A 15,694-nucleotide genomic window follows, 5' to 3' on the forward strand; every position below is an offset into this window, starting at 1 on the left:
ACATTTGCAAAATAACTAGGAGGAATTATCATGAACACGGAGTCACTTACATTAAATAAACAAAGCTGGGATGAAGTAGCACATCGATTTTATGGGAGAAATCCACTTCCTGAATACGGGCCACTTGCACCAAGTGAAGATGAATTGAATCTTTTTGAAAATGTAACGAATGCAAAAGTATTAGATATTGGGTGTGGTAGTGGCCATTCGCTTCAATACATGAGTGAACGAAATGCTAGTGAACTATGGGGAATAGATTTGTCTAGTAAGCAGATTGAAGCGGCTAGAAAACTATTAAAGGACAGCAACTCAAAAGTAAGGTTATTTGAATCACCCATGGAACATGATCCAGGATTAACGCATAACTATTTTGATATCGTTTATTCTATATTTGCTCTCGGATGGACGACGAACTTGGAAAAAACATTGAAGAACGTGAATTCATACTTGAAAACAGGCGGCATTTTTATATTCAGTTGGGAACACCCCTTACATAGTCGGGTACGAAAAACAGATGATATTTTGACGTTTGAAAAATCCTACCACGAAGAAGGACCGTATGATCACGAAGCTTGGGAACACCCGGCAATCATGCAACAGTATAAACTCAGCACGTATATTAATACATTAATAGCGAGTGGTTTTCAGATTGAAAGAATCATTGAGGAAGTTCGTTTAACTGAGGAAGACGTCCATCGGCATGCAAATCGTTGGTATTCTTATGAGAAGGCAAAATCTGTACCTACTACTTTGATTATAAAGTGTAAAAAGAGATAGGATGATATTATGGGAAAGTTATTTTTATCTGGTGGTGGCGATGGCCATCAGACAGTATTAGTAGATAAGGTTTTTGCTGGGGAGGTCGACAAGAACAAGTGGGTGCTATACATACCTATTGCAAGAGAACCTGAATTAAATTCATACGATTCCTGCTTCAAATGGATATGTAGTGTACTTAATCCGCTTGGAATCGAAAATATTGAAATGTGGTCTGATCTAAACGATCGAACAATCAAGGACATGGAAAAGTTTTCAGCAGTATACATTGGTGGTGGAAATACGTTTAAGTTACTAAATGATTTTAAGAAGTCTGGATTTGATCGTATTTTAACAGAATTTGTAAAGCTTGGTGGAGTGGTTTACGGAGGTAGTGCCGGTGCGATAATTCAAGGAATTGATATTATGACTTGTGCTCATTCGGATAGTAACGACATTAACTTAATAGATGTGGATGGTTTAAATCTTGTTAACTTTTCAATAGAGTGCCATTACGAAGAAGATAACCATTCGTTAATAAAAGAATATATTCAATTGTACAAACATCCGGTGATAGCGTTGCCGGAAGGAACAGCGGTATTTGTTAGTGAAAATGGACTAAAGGTTATTGGAATGAACCCTGCTTATATTTTTGATGGTGAGAGTAAGACTATAGTCAACCCTGGATTGTATATAGGAGAGGAATAAAGATGAATTATGCAGTTTAAATAGTCGATGAAATGTTGAAGGAGGTTATTATGTGACTATCGATTACAAAGAAGACTTGGTATGTGACAAAAACAACCTAAAAAATCTTTATGATGACGTTCGATGGACCTCTTACACCAAAAATATGCCAATACTTGTTGCGGCAGTAAAGAATTCATTAAAAGTTATTACAGCTTGGGATGATGATAAGTTGGTAGGTCTAATTAGGGTAGTGGGGGACGGCCTGACAATCATTTATATTCAAGATATTCTTGTATTAGAATGTTATCAAGGCAAGGGAATAGGGTCGCACCTTTTACAAAGGATTTTACATGAATACGATGATGTTCGCCAAAAAGTTTTACTAACGAATGATGCAATTGATGTAAGAAGCTTTTATGAAAAACATGGCTTCTCGTCCTGTGATAATGGTGATCTTGTTTCCTTTGTAAAATTAATATAGTTCGAAGGAGGATAATAGTGAAAGAACAAGAGTTTGTAGATATAGAGTTAACCGAAGGGGATTCTTTAGCTGAAATGCTACGGAATTTAATTGACAAAAAAAGAGAAGAAACTGGATCGTATAATGTTTTTGTTCACAACGTAATTCCAGTTAGTCACTCTCATTTTACTGTAATCCTGACGAGTGAAGTGACCTATTATTAGATTATGCTAAGGCTAGGGGGACAACGTTATGGACTTTCTAAATTGGAATGATTGGATTGTGCCAACAAATCCATATGCTTCTATATTTTTTGGTATAATTTTCACTCTCTTAATGGCAATATTCGTCTGGTTTGATACAAAACGAATTAGAACGTTGATGATTGTCATTGTTACTGGAGTTGCAGTTACGTTTATTGGAACAACTTTATTAAAGATAATTGGTTTTTACGGAGGATAATGATGAAGAAAGTAATACTTTTTTGTTCAATACTAACTTTAACTATAACTGGATGCACGAATAATAGTGAAGGGAGTGAACAAGAAACTGCTTATATTGTCTCTAATTCAGAAAAAAAGAGTAGTAGTATAGAGCCTAAAGAAAATTCGAATGATAGAAACAAACTTCCTATAGACGATATCCCAAAACCATCTGTGGTATTTAACGGATTCGGATTTGATCATTCTTATGAATATATTTGCTGGAATAATTGTTCAAAAACTTTAAGTTACAATTATCCAGATATACATAGCGGTATTGTGAAAGATGGTGACATTATTAAAGTTTCTTGGCTTGATATGGAACCAAAGCCGACAGAAATTTTATTACACAATCTAACAACAGGTGAAATGAAACAAATCGATGTTAAACAAAATCATTTGAATCTACCTGTAACGGGAGAAAAAAATTCTGAACAGTACGCAATTGAATTTCAATGGTGGAAGAATAATGATTTGGTTGGAAACACCATGCTAAATACAAAATATGAAATAAAATAGTTTGCTTCTAGCAAAAGTTGGTTCGGTAGGGAAAATACATAAAACTAGATGTAAGACTATTTATAAATGAAATGACAGTAAAGAAAAAAGCATGGATGCCGAGTTAATCCATGCTTTTATAATTGCTTTATATGAAACGTGAGCTAATATAGCCAATCCAAACTTTCATTCACTTAAGTATTTACGCTGAAATGCTGCAATTTGATTATATTCGTCATGAAGCATCCGTGACAATCTAATGAAAATTGGTAACAGTTCACGGTAAATTGCAGTAGTTTCTTCGACAGGTTCGTGTGTATTGGTGTTCCCTACCATTTCTGAAACGATGTTAAAGTCTTCTATCTCTCCAGTTGCGTACATGCCTAAAACAATGGCCCCAAGACAGGAACTTTCAAAGCTTTCTGGTACGATAACGGGTTTGTCAAAAATATCGGCCATTAGCTGTCGCCACATTTCAGAACGAGCAAATCCACCTGTTGCTTGGATGCGTTTAGGTTCTCCGGTTAACTCTTCCAGTGCAAGTAATACGGTATATAGATTATAGATTGTTCCCTCTAACACAGCACGAATCATGTGTTGTTTTTTATGATGTATGCTTAGTCCGAAGAACGAACCACGTGCATTCGCATTCCATAATGGTGCGCGTTCCCCAGTCATATATGGATGAAAAATCAGCCCATCTGACCCCGCATTAACACCGGAGGCAATTTTTGTTAGCACATCATATGGATCAATATCCAATCGTTTTGCTGTTTCGACCTCCGCAGCGGCAAATTCATCACGTAACCAGCGTAGAATAATGCCACCATTGTTTACCGGTCCGCCTATTACCCAATGATTCTCGGTTAAGGCATAACAAAAAATTCGTCCTTTTGGATCTGTTTTTGGTTCATTGTATACGGTGCGAATAGCGCCACTCGTTCCGATTGTTACAGCCACAACACCAGGTTCAATAGCATTAACACCTAGATTGGATAGCACACCATCACTTGCACCGACAATAAACGGAACATCGTCTATTTCCATAAACGATTGAAATTCCTGTTTTAGTCCTGTCATTTGATAAGTAGTAGGGACAATTTTCGACAATTGCTCTCTAGTTACTCCTGCTAGCTTTAACGCGTCTTCATCCCAATCAAGTTCCCGTAAATTAAATAAACCTGTTGCAGATGCAATGGAATAATCAATGACATATTCACCAAATAATTTATGAAATACATATTCCTTTATAGAAATAAATTTGGAAGCTTTTTTAAAAATTTGTGGTTTTTCTGCTTTTAGCCAAACAAGTTTTGCAAGTGGTGACATTGCATGGATAGGAGTTCCAGTACGCAAGTAAATTTCATGTCCATTGTGTTCATTTTTTATTTTTTTTGCGTACTCTGCACTTCGCGTGTCAGCCCATGTAATACTATTTGTCAATAATTCCCCATGTGGATCAACTGCAATTAAACTGTGCATCGCAGAACTGAATGAAACGAAAGCAAGTTGATCTTTAGTGGTATTGCTTTTTCGAATGATATCTCTTATTGCGCCAACTACCGCATCAACAATTTCATTCGGATCTTGTTCAGCGACAAGTGGATTTGGTGTATGTAGAGGATAATTGTTTGTGCTTGATGCAACTACCTCACCTTGTTTTGTATATAGAATAGCTTTTGTACTTGTTGTTCCAATATCTACTCCAATATATAATCGTTTCATCATCGAACCTCCTAAATTAGAAAAAGAAAAAGGATGTGCGTTTCCTTTTTCTTTTTCAACTTATTTATTTACAACGTCATGCCCACCAAATTCATTTCGAAGGGCTGCAACCACTTTGCCAGAAAATGTATCATCTTCTTGTGAACGATAACGCATCATTAATGATAACGCGATTACTGGGGCCGCTACTTGAAAATCAAGTGCAGACTCAACAGTCCATTTCCCTTCACCAGATGAGTTCATTACGCCGCGCAATTGATCTAAGTTTGCATCCTTTGAGAAAGCATTTTCCACTAACTCCATTAACCACGAGCGGATTACAGATCCATTGTTCCATACCTTAGCGACTTTCTCGTAATCATAATCAAATTCACTTTTGTTTAATATATCGAATCCTTCTGCAATAGACTGCATCATGCCATATTCCACGCCATTATGAACCATTTTTAAGAAATGGCCACTACCAGATTTTCCGGTATAAAGGTAGCCGTTTTCAACAGAGAGATCATTAAATAATGATTCGATTTCAGCAAATTTTTCTGGATCGCCACCAACCATTGTACATGCACCATTACGTGCACCGTCCACTCCACCACTTGTACCACAGTCAAAGAAATAAATTCCTTTTTCCGAAAGAGCTTCAGCACGTCTTAACGTATCTTTGTAATTGGAGTTACCACCATCAATAACAATGTCCCCCTCAACAAGAAGAGGAGAAAGTTCATTAAGTACTGATTCAGTTATATCTCCAGCTGGTACCATCAACCAAATTTTTCTTGGTGTAGGTAGTACCTTCACAAGATTTGCAATTGATGTAGCTGTCTCAATGTCTTTATTATCAATTGTTTGATTATCATACCCAACAACTTCATGGTTGTGATCGGATAAGTTTAATGCTAGATTTAGACCCATTTTACCTAGGCCAATAATTCCTAATTTCATCAAGTCCACCTCGTTGTAAATTTCTTCTTACTGCAAGTATATCAAAAATTTTTCCGTAATCAAATTTGAAAAAAGAATTTTTTTCTTGTATAATCATTTTTATAAATTCAGAAAAAGAAAAGCGAAGGCGACTGTTCAGGAGCGGACGCATAAGCAAGGAACCGTAAAACACGTGGTCTTTCGAGTTTGTAGTGTTCATTGTTTATGACGGCAGCTTCTAGGAGCCGTAGCTAGACAAAGAAAAGCGAAGGCGCTAGAAGCCTTAGCTAAACAAAGAAAAAAGGAGAAAGTTAATGGAAATCGTGCAAAATCACGGTCTGGCGAGTATCCGTGGTAATTACGGAAAGTTTAGTGACAAAGAAAAGAAAATTGCAGATTATATTCTACAGAATCCCCAAAAAATTATTCATCATACGATTAATCAGGTTTCGGATGAGTTGGAAGTAGCGGAATCTACAGTATTTCGTTTTTGTCAGCGGATTGGTTTTAAAGGATTTCAGGCGCTGAAAATTGCGCTAGCTGCAGAAATTGTCACGCCGATGAAGGATATACATGAAAAGATTAGTGAAGATGATACGGTTGGTACTGTTTCTGAAAAAGTATTTCGTTCTAATATAAAAACGCTTGAAGATACGATGCACATATTAGACGGGAGTATTATTGAGCAAGCAGTACAAACAATTCTTCATGCTAACCGAATTGAATTTTTCGGAAGTGGTGGATCTGCTTTAGTTGCATTTGATGCCTACCATAAATTTATTCGCGCAGGATTAAACGTAAGTTCGAACCTGGAGTCACATATGCAATTGATGTCTGCCTCTCAATTAACGGAGAATGATGTTGCTGTATTGGTATCGCATTCTGGCTCGACAAAGGATATGTTAGATGTTTTAGAAGTGCTAAAAGAAAAAGGTGTTAAAACAATTAGCATCACAAACTTTGCTAAGTCTCCATTAACGAAAGAAGTGGATATTTCTCTTTATACAGTGGCGGAAGAAATCGATTTTCGTTCAGAAGCAATGTCATCACGAATTGCTCAGCTTAGTCTAATTGATGCACTCTATACGAATGTGATGATTGCCAAAAAAGAATCAGGGCGCGATGCATTGCAAAATATGCGGCGGGCTATTTCGTTAAAAAGGTTATAATGAAAATTTTTTCGACAGGAATGAAAACGTTTTAATGGGCGGTAGGAGGTAGCGAAATGGATGTCGTCACGATAGGCGAAACGATGATACAGTTTATACCGAAATCTTCAGGACTCATGCGTTATGCGGGTGAGTTTTCATCTAGAGTAGCTGGTGCGGAATCGAATGTCGCAATTGGCTTAACGAGACTTGGAGCAAAAGCGGGATGGATTAGTCGTCTTGGTAATGATGAGTTAGGAATACGTATCCAATCCTTTATCCGAGGTGAGGGAGTAGATGTTGATCAGGTAACCTTTGATGATACAGCACCAACTGGATTATTTTTTAAGGAAAAGTTAACACCTAAGGAGGTACGGGTGAATTATTACCGTAGAGGTTCAGCTGCCAGTAAACTGTCATCCCGATATTTAGATGAGACATACATCGCTAATGCTAAATTTTTGCATGTAACAGGCATCACACCTGCACTTAGTGAGTCATGTTATGAAACCGTTTTAAGGGCAGTGGACATCGCAAAAAAGTCTGGTGTGACCGTAGTGTTTGATCCGAATCTACGGCGTAAACTTTGGGAGGAAGAAAGAGCACGTAAAGTTCTGTTAGAGCTTTCTGGAATGGCTGATATTGTGTTACCAGGCATGGACGAGGGAACATTTTTATTTGGAAAATTCGATGCTGAAATGTTGGCGCAAAAATTTAAAGATAACGGTGCAACGACGGTAATACTAAAGCTCGGTAAAAAAGGTGCATATGTGCTAACTGATCAGGAATCAGGTTTTGTGGAAGGTTTTCCAGTTGAAAACGTGGTAGATCCAGTCGGTGCCGGTGATGGCTTTGCTGCTGGATGTTTGTCAGGGTTAATTGACGGACTGAATGTACTGAAAGCGGTTCAACGAGGTAATGCTGTTGGAGCAATGGTAACGATGGCTGAAGGTGATGTGGAAGGTTTACCGGATAAAAATAGATTACTTGATTTTATAAGTCAAACCGAACGAGACGATGTTGAACGATAAGGAGGTTGAATGATGACAGATACGTTCTATCGAATACAGCAACATAAATTAGTTGCCGTTATACGTGGTGCTGAAGGTAATGATGTTTTAGAAATTGCACGGGCACTGCATGAAGGTGGTGTCCACATTTTAGAAATTACTGCGGACACACCAAATGTGACAACTTTAATTAGTAATCTTAATAAAGAATTTGGTGAGCATCTGGTTGTTGGTGCGGGGACTGTACTTGATCCAGAAACAGCTCGTTCAGCAATTATGGCAGGTGCCCGCTTTATTTTTTCGCCAACTGTCAACGTGGAAACAATTAAAGTGGCGAAACGATACGGGGTTGTAAGTATTCCTGGTGCATTGACACCAACAGAAATTTTAACTGCTTATGAGCATGGTGCTGATTTGATAAAAATATTCCCAGCAAATGTGATGGGTCCAAGTTATATCAAAGATATCCAAGCTCCACTGCCTCATATTCCGTTAATGCCTACGGGTGGCGTAGATTTGAGCAATATTCAACAGTACTTTAGAAATGGTGCAGTTGCTGCTGGACTTGGTAGTGCTCTTGTAAATACAAAACAATCAATTGATTCGAATGCGTTAAGAACGATAACCAAGAATGCACAACAATTTGTAGAAGCGATAAAGGAAGTGTAAAAAATGAAAATTACAGATTTTAAACTTTATCAAGTTCCACCACGTTGGTTATTTTTAAAAATTGAGACAGATGAAGGCATTGTTGGTTGGGGTGAACCAGTTGTCGAGGGTCGTTCGCATACAGTAGAGGCTGCTGTTCGAGAATTAATGGATTACTTAATCGGTAAAGATCCAAGGCACATAGAAGATCATTTTCAGGTTTTATACAGAGGTGGATTTTATCGTGGTGGCCCTATTTTGATGAGTGCCATTTCCGGAATTGAACAAGCGCTCTGGGATATTAAAGGAAAGTATTACAATATGCCAGTATATGAGATGCTTGGTGGCGCTGTACGCGAAAATATTCAGGTGTATTCCTGGATTGGTGGTGATCGCCCGCAAGATGTTGGTGCCGCAGCAAAAGAAAAAGCCGATGCGGGATTTACGGCGATCAAAATGAATGGAACAGAGGAAATGAATTACATTGACAGTTATTCGAAAGTGGATGCAGCTGTTAGTAGGGTGGCAGCTATTCGGGATGCTGTTGGAAATGATTTTGGTATTGGCATTGATTTTCATGGTCGTGTTCACAAAGCAATGGCAAAAATCCTTGTTAAAGAACTTGAGGCATATCGACCAATGTTTATCGAGGAACCAGTATTAGTTGAGAATTTGGAAGCATTCAAGGAAATCGCTAAACATACAACTACCCCAATTGCAACAGGCGAGCGTAATTATTCCCGCTGGGGATTCAAACAAATGCTGATTGATGGAGTTGTCGATATTATTCAGCCTGATTTGTCCCATACAGGTGGTATTTTGGAAGCGAAAAAAATAGCGGCTATGGCTGAAACATTTGACGTAGCAGTTGCTCCGCATGCACCGCTTGGCCCAATTAATTTAGCTGCGTCTTTACAACTTGATGCGTGTACACCGAATTGTATTATTCAAGAGCAAAGTCTTGGCATTCATTACAATAAAGGTAGTGATTTGCTCGATTATTTAGTTGATCCGTCAGTGTTTAAATACGAGTCTGGTGTTGTATCCATCCCAAATGGTGCTGGGCTCGGAATTGAAATAAATGAAGAACGAGTCATCGAATCCGCAAAAGAAGGTCATCGCTGGAAAAATCCAGTATGGCGGCATAAAGATGGCACTGTAGCCGAATGGTAAAGGGGTGATAACAGGTAGGGAAGTAAAGTCTTGTAGGAAAGTCAAACAAATTAAAACACACAGAAGGGGAGAGTTGAAATGTCTGCTTTAGGTTTAATATTGCTAGCTGTATTTGGCGTAGCGTTACTATTGTTCTTAGTTATTAAAGTAACTTTACAAGCATTTTTAGCATTAATAGTTGTTAGTTATTTAGTAGGTTTAATGGCTGGTATGAGCCCATCAGAAATATTTGATGCTGTTCAGGCTGGTATGGGTGGAACAGTTGGAGAAATCGCTGTTATCATTGGTGTCGGTGCAATGTTCGGTGAAATACTAAAAGCTTCTGGAGGAGCAGAGCGACTTGCACTAACATTGATGGATAAGTTCGGTGAGAAGCGAGTAAATTGGGCACTTATGTTAACAGGATTTATTATTTCGATTCCTGTATTTCTAGATGTTGCTTTTGTAATTTTAGTTCCTATTTTGTATAGCTTAGCTAAGAAGACAGGAAAATCATTACTATTCTATGGTATTCCATTATTAGCTGGTTTGGCGGTTACACACAGCTTTGTGCCACCAACACCTGGTCCAATTGCCGTTGCATCTCTATTAGGTGCTAACATCGGCTGGGTAATCTTATTTGGTTTAATTGCTGGTATACCAGCTGCGATTATTGCAGGTCCGATTTTCGGTACGTATATTTCTAAAAAAATTCATGTAGAAGTACCAAAATTAATGCTACAAAACATGGCCGAAGAAGCTAGAGGTAAAGAATATGATAAGGATTTACCAAGCTTTAGTATGGTTGCAGTTCTTATTCTTTTACCACTTATTTTAATTCTATTAAACACTTTTGCTGGTGTAACGTTGGCGGAAGAGAGTACCTTGCGTACGGTCTTATCGTTCATTGGTAATCCTGGAGTAGCGTTGACCATCACTGCATTATTAACGTTTTATTTACTTGGAACACGACGTGGCTACTCTCGTTCTGAAATCCAAGAAATAGCAACGAAGTCCCTAGAACCAGCTGGGATCATTATTTTGATTACTGGTGCAGGTGGAATTTTCGGGCAAGTATTAGTTGAAACAGGTATTGGTGACGTACTTGCTGAGTCAATGGCCAACATGAACATACCAGTTCTAGTATTTGCATTCGTTGTAGCATCAGCAATTCGTATTGCACAAGGTTCTGCAACCGTCGCTATGATCACAGCAGCAAGTTTGATTACACCAGTTATCGGTACGCTTGGCATTGAAGGACCGATGATTGCGTTACTCGTTATTGCAATCGCATCTGGAGCTACAATAGCATCTCATGTTAATGACTCCGGATTCTGGATGGTAAACCGATTCTTCGGAATGTCTGAGAAAGATACATTGAAATCATGGACAGTTATGGAAACGATCATTGCTTTTGTTGGATTCGGTATGACATTGATTATTAGTATGTTTATTTAACACATCTAAACTTAGTATAAAGCCTGTATTGCGTGGAATAGACGTAATACAGGCTTGTTTATTGAGGATATAAGTGCAAACGTTTCCAAAATAATTTCAATAAACTATTGCTTTTAATCTGAGTTTAGGATAAACTTCATAATTGATAATGATTATCATTATTATATTATCAATTAGGAGGGATATTATGTTAGGTAACACATATTCAGTTGGGAAGAAAGGTACATATTATATTCTAGCTATCTTAGTTTCTATAATTCTTGTTTTAGCTGGTTGTGGAAATCAAAGCACGGAGGGCAAATCTAGTAATCAATCATCGGAATCTGGTGATGTACGGGAAGTTAAGCATGCAATGGGCACTACAGAAATTGAAGGAACGCCTAAGCGTATTGTTACGTTATACCAAGGTGCCACAGATGTTGCAGTAGCTTTCGGCGTTACACCGGTTGGAGTAGTCGATTCATGGGTAGAACAACCGATGTATAAGTATCTTCGTGATGATTTGAAAGATGTTCAGCATGTTGGATTGGAAACGCAGCCAAACTTAGAAGAAATTTCAAAGCTTAAGCCAGATCTGATCATTGGATCTAAACTACGTCACGAAAAGATCTACGATAAATTATCGAAGATTGCTCCGACGGTTATGCATGAAACAGTTTTCAAGTATAAAGAAACCGTTGATTTGATGGGTAAAGCAATGAACAAGGAAGAAAAGGCGGATCAACTTCTTGCTGACTGGGATAATAGAGTAGCAGATTTCAAAGAAAAGATAACAGCTAAGTTAGGGGATGAATGGCCGATTGAAGTATCGGTTCTTAATTTCCGCGCTGACCACGCACGTATTTATATAACTGGTTTCGCTGGTGATATCTTGAGTGAACTAGGTTTTGTACGTCCAGAGTCACAACAAAAAGCAGCAGAAGAAGGAAATGTTGTGTTAAAGCTTACAAGTAAAGAAAGCATTCCATCGATGAATGCAGATGTATTCTTTATTTTCAATTCAGATGATACGGACGCAGAAGCAATCGAAAAGAACTATCAAGAGTGGACGAATCATCCACTATGGAAAAACCTAGATGCTGTAAAAAATGATCGTGCCTATATTGTGGATGATGTTGCTTGGAATATGGGTGGAGGAATCATCGCAGCCAATAATATGCTAGATCAAATTTATGATCATTTTGGATTAGAAAAATAGGCAAGATGAAAGGGGGAGGTTCAGACTTTCCCCTTTTCCTACATAATGAATGGAAAGTGTGAGTAGATGACACATTTATTTCCCAGTACCTCACTGAAGATTGTTGGTTTTGTTATAGGAATAATCCTCTTCTGTTCCTCATTTGTAGCAAGTGTAGTATTTGGCCAGACGCCAATTTCTTTCGGAACAGTAATCGATGCTTTTCTCCATTTCGACAAAAACTCAACAGAACATATTATTATTACCACTACAAGAATATCAAGAGCTGTGATTGCCACGGTTATTGGAACTGCCCTTGCGGTTGCAGGGGCATTAATGCAGGCACTAACGAGAAATCCGTTAGCATCGCCGAGTATTTTCGGTGTAAATGCTGGTGCGTTATTTTTTGTTGTTTTTGCATCGGTATTTCTATCTGTCCAATCACTGATTCATTTTATGTGGATTGCGTTTTTAGGAGCGGCAATTGCTGGAGTAATGGTATTTTTTCTTGGTTCGATGGGTCGAAATGGAATGACCCCAATTAAAATTGTGCTAGCTGGTGCAGCAATTACAGCATTTTTTAGTTCGTTTACACAAGGGTTTTTAGTTTTAAATGAACAAAATTTAGAGGGTGTTTTATTTTGGTTGGCTGGTTCAGTATCAGGAAGAACGATGGAGATGCTATTACCAATTCTACCTTTTATGATTGGTGCAGGTATTATTGCTTTGTTTTTAGGCTATCCAATTAACATTTTACTTACAGGTGAAGATGTAGCAAAAGGATTAGGGCAACGAACGGTTATACTAAAGGCAGTAATGGGTGTTGTGATCGTTGTTTTGGCTGGCGGCTCTGTAGCAATAGGAGGAGCTATTGGTTTTATCGGGTTGATCGTACCACATATCGTCCGTTCTCTTGTCGGATTTGATTATCGCTGGGTTATTCCGTATTGTGCGCTATATGGCTCTAGTCTTTTATTGATTGCTGACGTGGTTGCTCGGTTTGTGATTATGCCAGAAGAAATGCCAATTGGCGTTATGACTGCTCTATTGGGTGTGCCATTCTTTATTTACATTGCACGAAGGGGGTTTGACAAGGAATGAACAAATACATAACTGTAAGGAACCGTTCTGGTTCGATTTCCTTTGAGATAGAAAAGAGATCCCTCCTCGTGTCAATTATACTAGTTTGTATACTATTTATTGTATTTATATCAGGATTATCGATTGGTAGCTCCATTATTAATCCGATAGAAGTTGTTAAACATGTTCTTGGATTAGGGTCAGGGGAGCATGCCTTTGTAATTGATGTTTTAAGGCTACCACGTATGCTTCTTGCACTACTTGTTGGGATGGCATTAGGTGTATCTGGACTTATTTTACAAGGGATTATTCGGAATCCACTTGCTTCACCCGATATTATCGGAATTACTGGTGGTGCATCTGTTGCGGCTGTTGTATTTATTACAGCATTTTCAGCTGTTAGTATTGTTTGGCTTCCGTTCGCTGCTATAGTGGGTGCAGGGGTGGTATCACTTTTTATTTATGTTTTAGCTTGGAAAAAAGGTGTTACTCCAATTCGAATTGTGCTTATTGGTATAGGGATAGAAGCAGGGATGGGCGCATTAGTCACGATGATGATCGTTTTAAATCCTACCTATTCAACGAGTAAAGCGTATATTTGGTTAACCGGGAGTGTATACGGAGCAGATTGGAATCAAGTACTTTCTATGTTACCGTGGGTGGTTATTTTTATCCCACTTTGTTTTTTATTCATAAATGCTGTTAACGTCCAGGAATTAGGAGATCATGTAGCCACAAGTCTTGGATCAAGAGTACAGTTTAATCGATTTGTACTTCTTTTCATTAGTGTTGCGTTAGCTGGTTCTGCAGTTGCATTTGCTGGTGGAATAGGGTTCGTCGGATTAATAGCACCGCATATTGCAAAAAAACTTGTAAGCAATTCCTTCGGTGGTTTAGTGCCAATATCTGCATTAATTGGTGGATTAGTAGTTATATTGGCTGACGTGGTTGCAAGAACCGCTTTTTTACCGCTCGATCTTCCTGCTGGTGTGTTCGTATCTGGAATAGGAGCACCGTTCTTTATTTATTTGTTGTACAAAAATCGGAATATGTGATGAGGTGTTTATGTGATTAATGAATTAAAAACCTTTGCCATACATATTGATCAGTCTCACTATGAAGGAACCTCACTCGCTGATTTAATTGCTAAAGAATCGCTCGGGCCCTTCTTACATCAACAAATGATAGCGATAAACGCACCAAATAAATCGGTTGCGGCATCTATGTTAATGAAACGTTACGCATTTATAGCTGTTTCATCTACTCTATATACGATGGTTATGTATAATCGCGCCATACATTTGCCAATAGAGGCATGTATTCTTAGTAATGAACGGAAATTATTTTTAACTAGCTATGATTGGAGCGAAGGAACGAGTACGTTGAGGGATGATTGGCGAAAAAAAGTAATAACCAATCTTTTCTCTTTACACATAACACCTTTGATTCAGGCCTTGAAACAGTCTTCAAGAGTACCAACAACCGTTTTATGGGAGAATGTAGCTGTTCGAATAAATTCGATTTACCGAAAAACGGCAGTTAAAGAATTGTCACCTATGCAATATGAGAACTTACATAGTGATTTTTATTACTTGAAAAATGCACCAGGTGAAGTTTTTGGATTAACAAAAAATCCTATTAGTACCTACTTGAAAATAGGGGAAGAGTTACAGTTACGACCTACAAGGAAAACCTGTTGTTTGTATTGCAAGCTTGAGGAAGATGTGGAAGGAATAGGGTATTGTGCCAACTGTCCAATTAAAAATAGATAAAGATACAATCTGTAGAATAAAAACATATTCATCGATTTTAGATGAATATGTTTTTATTGGTGCAAAGGCTTGGGTGATAAGCCAAGTTTCTAATTAATTATTCTATTGTAAACGAAGTACTTGCTTTTATTTTTGGATGACTGTGTAAAACTGCTGTTATATGATATTCTCCTGGCTTTAAATCATTTGGTATTTTCAATGAATACACGATGGATTCAGCCTGTTTCAATGTAATAGGTTTCTTTTGTTCATATTGAGGTTTGCTCTTTGCTTTTTCAAAAACTATTTTTCCGTCTGCATCTTTAATTACATATTGATAGGAAGTTTTTCCTGAGAGAATTAGTTCTTGAACCTTTTCGGTTTGATTCTTTATTTGAAATTCTGCGGAACTACCGCTAACTTCAATTGTAGCTTCCAGTTTTCCAGCTACGATACCAGTAGAAGCTGGTTCATTTGTGGAACCGTCGTCTTCTTCATTTATATTACTAGATTTTTCATTAGTAGTGTTTTCTTGTTTATTTGTTTCCTCTTGTTGCCCACATGCTGCAATCCCAATGATTAATAAAAGTGCTAACATCAAAAGTCTTATCATCAGTTATCCTCCAATTTCTTTTATATCCTAGATTAACATAGTTCCCGATATATTACGGAAATAGTCCAGGTAATGTCGAATACTCAAAATTGGTTCCAATTACCTAAAACTAGAAAAATCAGGAA

General features: G+C 37.9%; 18 protein-coding genes. 15 read left to right on the forward strand and 3 right to left on the reverse strand.

Translation table 11 applies throughout. The features are described from left to right. Positions 1-30: 30 nt before the first annotated feature. Genes ACY9Z2_RS09290 through ACY9Z2_RS09315 form a run of 6 tightly spaced genes read left to right on the forward strand, consistent with a single transcriptional unit; the run spans position 31 to position 2,907 of the window. Complete coding sequence (locus ACY9Z2_RS09290) at positions 31-777, forward strand: class I SAM-dependent methyltransferase (protein WP_463609355.1); 747 nt, start codon at positions 31-33, stop codon at positions 775-777. Positions 778-786: 9 nt separating this feature from the next. Next, complete coding sequence (locus ACY9Z2_RS09295) at positions 787-1,464, forward strand: Type 1 glutamine amidotransferase-like domain-containing protein (protein WP_463609356.1); 678 nt, start codon at positions 787-789, stop codon at positions 1,462-1,464. A gap of 52 nt (positions 1,465-1,516) precedes the next feature. Further along, positions 1,517-1,927, forward strand: a complete 411-nt coding sequence (locus ACY9Z2_RS09300; RefSeq protein ID WP_463609357.1) for a GNAT family N-acetyltransferase — start codon at positions 1,517-1,519, stop codon at positions 1,925-1,927. A gap of 17 nt (positions 1,928-1,944) precedes the next feature. Beyond that, positions 1,945-2,130, forward strand: coding sequence for a hypothetical protein (locus tag ACY9Z2_RS09305; protein ID WP_463609358.1), 186 nt, complete (start codon positions 1,945-1,947; stop codon positions 2,128-2,130). Between the two features lie 28 nt (positions 2,131-2,158). After that, positions 2,159-2,368, forward strand: coding sequence for a hypothetical protein (locus ACY9Z2_RS09310; RefSeq protein ID WP_463609359.1), 210 nt, complete (start codon positions 2,159-2,161; stop codon positions 2,366-2,368). A 2-nt stretch (positions 2,369-2,370) separates the two neighbouring features. After that, the gene (locus ACY9Z2_RS09315) at positions 2,371-2,907 is read left to right on the forward strand and encodes a hypothetical protein (RefSeq protein ID WP_463609360.1); all 537 of its coding nucleotides are present in this window, start codon (positions 2,371-2,373) and stop codon (positions 2,905-2,907) included. Positions 2,908-3,072: 165 nt separating this feature from the next. Here the strand turns inward: ACY9Z2_RS09315 and gntK are convergent, their stop codons facing one another. Beyond that, positions 3,073-4,611: a gluconokinase gene (gene gntK, locus ACY9Z2_RS09320; protein ID WP_463609361.1), complete on the reverse strand. Its 1,539-nt coding sequence runs from the start codon at positions 4,609-4,611 to the stop codon at positions 3,073-3,075. A gap of 60 nt (positions 4,612-4,671) precedes the next feature. Beyond that, the gene (gnd, locus tag ACY9Z2_RS09325) at positions 4,672-5,553 is read right to left on the reverse strand and encodes a phosphogluconate dehydrogenase (NAD(+)-dependent, decarboxylating) (RefSeq protein WP_463609362.1); all 882 of its coding nucleotides are present in this window, start codon (positions 5,551-5,553) and stop codon (positions 4,672-4,674) included. Positions 5,554-5,846: 293 nt separating this feature from the next. Here gnd and ACY9Z2_RS09330 point away from each other — a divergent pair, with 293 nt between their 5' ends. The 9 genes from ACY9Z2_RS09330 (at position 5,847) to ACY9Z2_RS09370 (ending at position 14,977) form a co-directional block, all read left to right on the forward strand. After that, positions 5,847-6,701 carry a MurR/RpiR family transcriptional regulator gene (locus tag ACY9Z2_RS09330; protein WP_463609363.1) on the forward strand — a complete coding sequence of 285 codons (855 nt, stop codon included), beginning with the start codon at positions 5,847-5,849 and terminating at the stop codon, positions 6,699-6,701. A gap of 56 nt (positions 6,702-6,757) precedes the next feature. Further along, positions 6,758-7,711 (forward strand): sugar kinase, encoded by a 954-nt coding sequence (locus tag ACY9Z2_RS09335; protein ID WP_463609364.1) that lies wholly within the window; start codon positions 6,758-6,760, stop codon positions 7,709-7,711. Positions 7,712-7,723: 12 nt separating this feature from the next. Continuing rightward, positions 7,724-8,359, forward strand: a complete 636-nt coding sequence (locus ACY9Z2_RS09340) for a bifunctional 4-hydroxy-2-oxoglutarate aldolase/2-dehydro-3-deoxy-phosphogluconate aldolase (protein WP_463609365.1) — start codon at positions 7,724-7,726, stop codon at positions 8,357-8,359. Between the two features lie 3 nt (positions 8,360-8,362). Next, on the forward strand, positions 8,363-9,511 hold the full coding sequence (dgoD, locus tag ACY9Z2_RS09345) for a galactonate dehydratase (protein ID WP_463609366.1): 1,149 nt from the start codon (positions 8,363-8,365) through the stop codon (positions 9,509-9,511). Positions 9,512-9,589: 78 nt separating this feature from the next. Further along, positions 9,590-10,948 carry a GntP family permease gene (locus ACY9Z2_RS09350; protein ID WP_463609367.1) on the forward strand — a complete coding sequence of 453 codons (1,359 nt, stop codon included), beginning with the start codon at positions 9,590-9,592 and terminating at the stop codon, positions 10,946-10,948. 187 nt (positions 10,949-11,135) lie between these two features. After that, complete coding sequence (locus ACY9Z2_RS09355) at positions 11,136-12,146, forward strand: ABC transporter substrate-binding protein (protein WP_463609368.1); 1,011 nt, start codon at positions 11,136-11,138, stop codon at positions 12,144-12,146. Positions 12,147-12,212: 66 nt separating this feature from the next. After that, positions 12,213-13,226, forward strand: coding sequence for a FecCD family ABC transporter permease (locus ACY9Z2_RS09360; protein ID WP_463609369.1), 1,014 nt, complete (start codon positions 12,213-12,215; stop codon positions 13,224-13,226). Then, positions 13,223-14,260, forward strand: a complete 1,038-nt coding sequence (locus tag ACY9Z2_RS09365; protein ID WP_463609370.1) for a FecCD family ABC transporter permease — start codon at positions 13,223-13,225, stop codon at positions 14,258-14,260. Before ACY9Z2_RS09360 ends, ACY9Z2_RS09365 begins: the two co-directional genes overlap by 4 nt. 12 nt (positions 14,261-14,272) lie before the next feature. Then, positions 14,273-14,977, forward strand: coding sequence for an IucA/IucC family C-terminal-domain containing protein (locus tag ACY9Z2_RS09370; protein ID WP_463609371.1), 705 nt, complete (start codon positions 14,273-14,275; stop codon positions 14,975-14,977). A 97-nt stretch (positions 14,978-15,074) separates the two neighbouring features. Here the strand turns inward: ACY9Z2_RS09370 and ACY9Z2_RS09375 are convergent, their stop codons facing one another. Next, the gene (locus ACY9Z2_RS09375) at positions 15,075-15,569 is read right to left on the reverse strand and encodes a BsuPI-related putative proteinase inhibitor (RefSeq protein ID WP_463609372.1); all 495 of its coding nucleotides are present in this window, start codon (positions 15,567-15,569) and stop codon (positions 15,075-15,077) included. Positions 15,570-15,694: the final 125 nt, after the last annotated feature.

This window comes from Virgibacillus sp. GM2-2, from assembly GCF_055329585.1.

Bases quoted from the DNA above. Each gene is read 5' to 3' on its own strand.
- ACY9Z2_RS09290 (WP_463609355.1), top strand. From the start codon at position 31: ATGAACACGGAGTCACTTACATTAAATAAACAAAGCTGGGATGAAGTA.
- ACY9Z2_RS09295 (WP_463609356.1), top strand. From the start codon at position 787: ATGGGAAAGTTATTTTTATCTGGTGGTGGCGATGGCCATCAGACAGTA.
- ACY9Z2_RS09310 (WP_463609359.1), top strand. From the start codon at position 2,159: ATGGACTTTCTAAATTGGAATGATTGGATTGTGCCAACAAATCCATAT.
- ACY9Z2_RS09315 (WP_463609360.1), top strand. From the start codon at position 2,371: ATGAAGAAAGTAATACTTTTTTGTTCAATACTAACTTTAACTATAACT.
- gntK (WP_463609361.1), bottom strand. From the start codon at position 4,611: ATGAAACGATTATATATTGGAGTAGATATTGGAACAACAAGTACAAAA.
- gnd (WP_463609362.1), bottom strand. From the start codon at position 5,553: ATGAAATTAGGAATTATTGGCCTAGGTAAAATGGGTCTAAATCTAGCA.
- ACY9Z2_RS09330 (WP_463609363.1), top strand. From the start codon at position 5,847: ATGGAAATCGTGCAAAATCACGGTCTGGCGAGTATCCGTGGTAATTAC.
- ACY9Z2_RS09335 (WP_463609364.1), top strand. From the start codon at position 6,758: ATGGATGTCGTCACGATAGGCGAAACGATGATACAGTTTATACCGAAA.
- ACY9Z2_RS09340 (WP_463609365.1), top strand. From the start codon at position 7,724: ATGACAGATACGTTCTATCGAATACAGCAACATAAATTAGTTGCCGTT.
- dgoD (WP_463609366.1), top strand. From the start codon at position 8,363: ATGAAAATTACAGATTTTAAACTTTATCAAGTTCCACCACGTTGGTTA.
- ACY9Z2_RS09350 (WP_463609367.1), top strand. From the start codon at position 9,590: ATGTCTGCTTTAGGTTTAATATTGCTAGCTGTATTTGGCGTAGCGTTA.
- ACY9Z2_RS09355 (WP_463609368.1), top strand. From the start codon at position 11,136: ATGTTAGGTAACACATATTCAGTTGGGAAGAAAGGTACATATTATATT.
- ACY9Z2_RS09360 (WP_463609369.1), top strand. From the start codon at position 12,213: ATGACACATTTATTTCCCAGTACCTCACTGAAGATTGTTGGTTTTGTT.
- ACY9Z2_RS09365 (WP_463609370.1), top strand. From the start codon at position 13,223: ATGAACAAATACATAACTGTAAGGAACCGTTCTGGTTCGATTTCCTTT.
- ACY9Z2_RS09375 (WP_463609372.1), bottom strand. From the start codon at position 15,569: ATGATAAGACTTTTGATGTTAGCACTTTTATTAATCATTGGGATTGCA.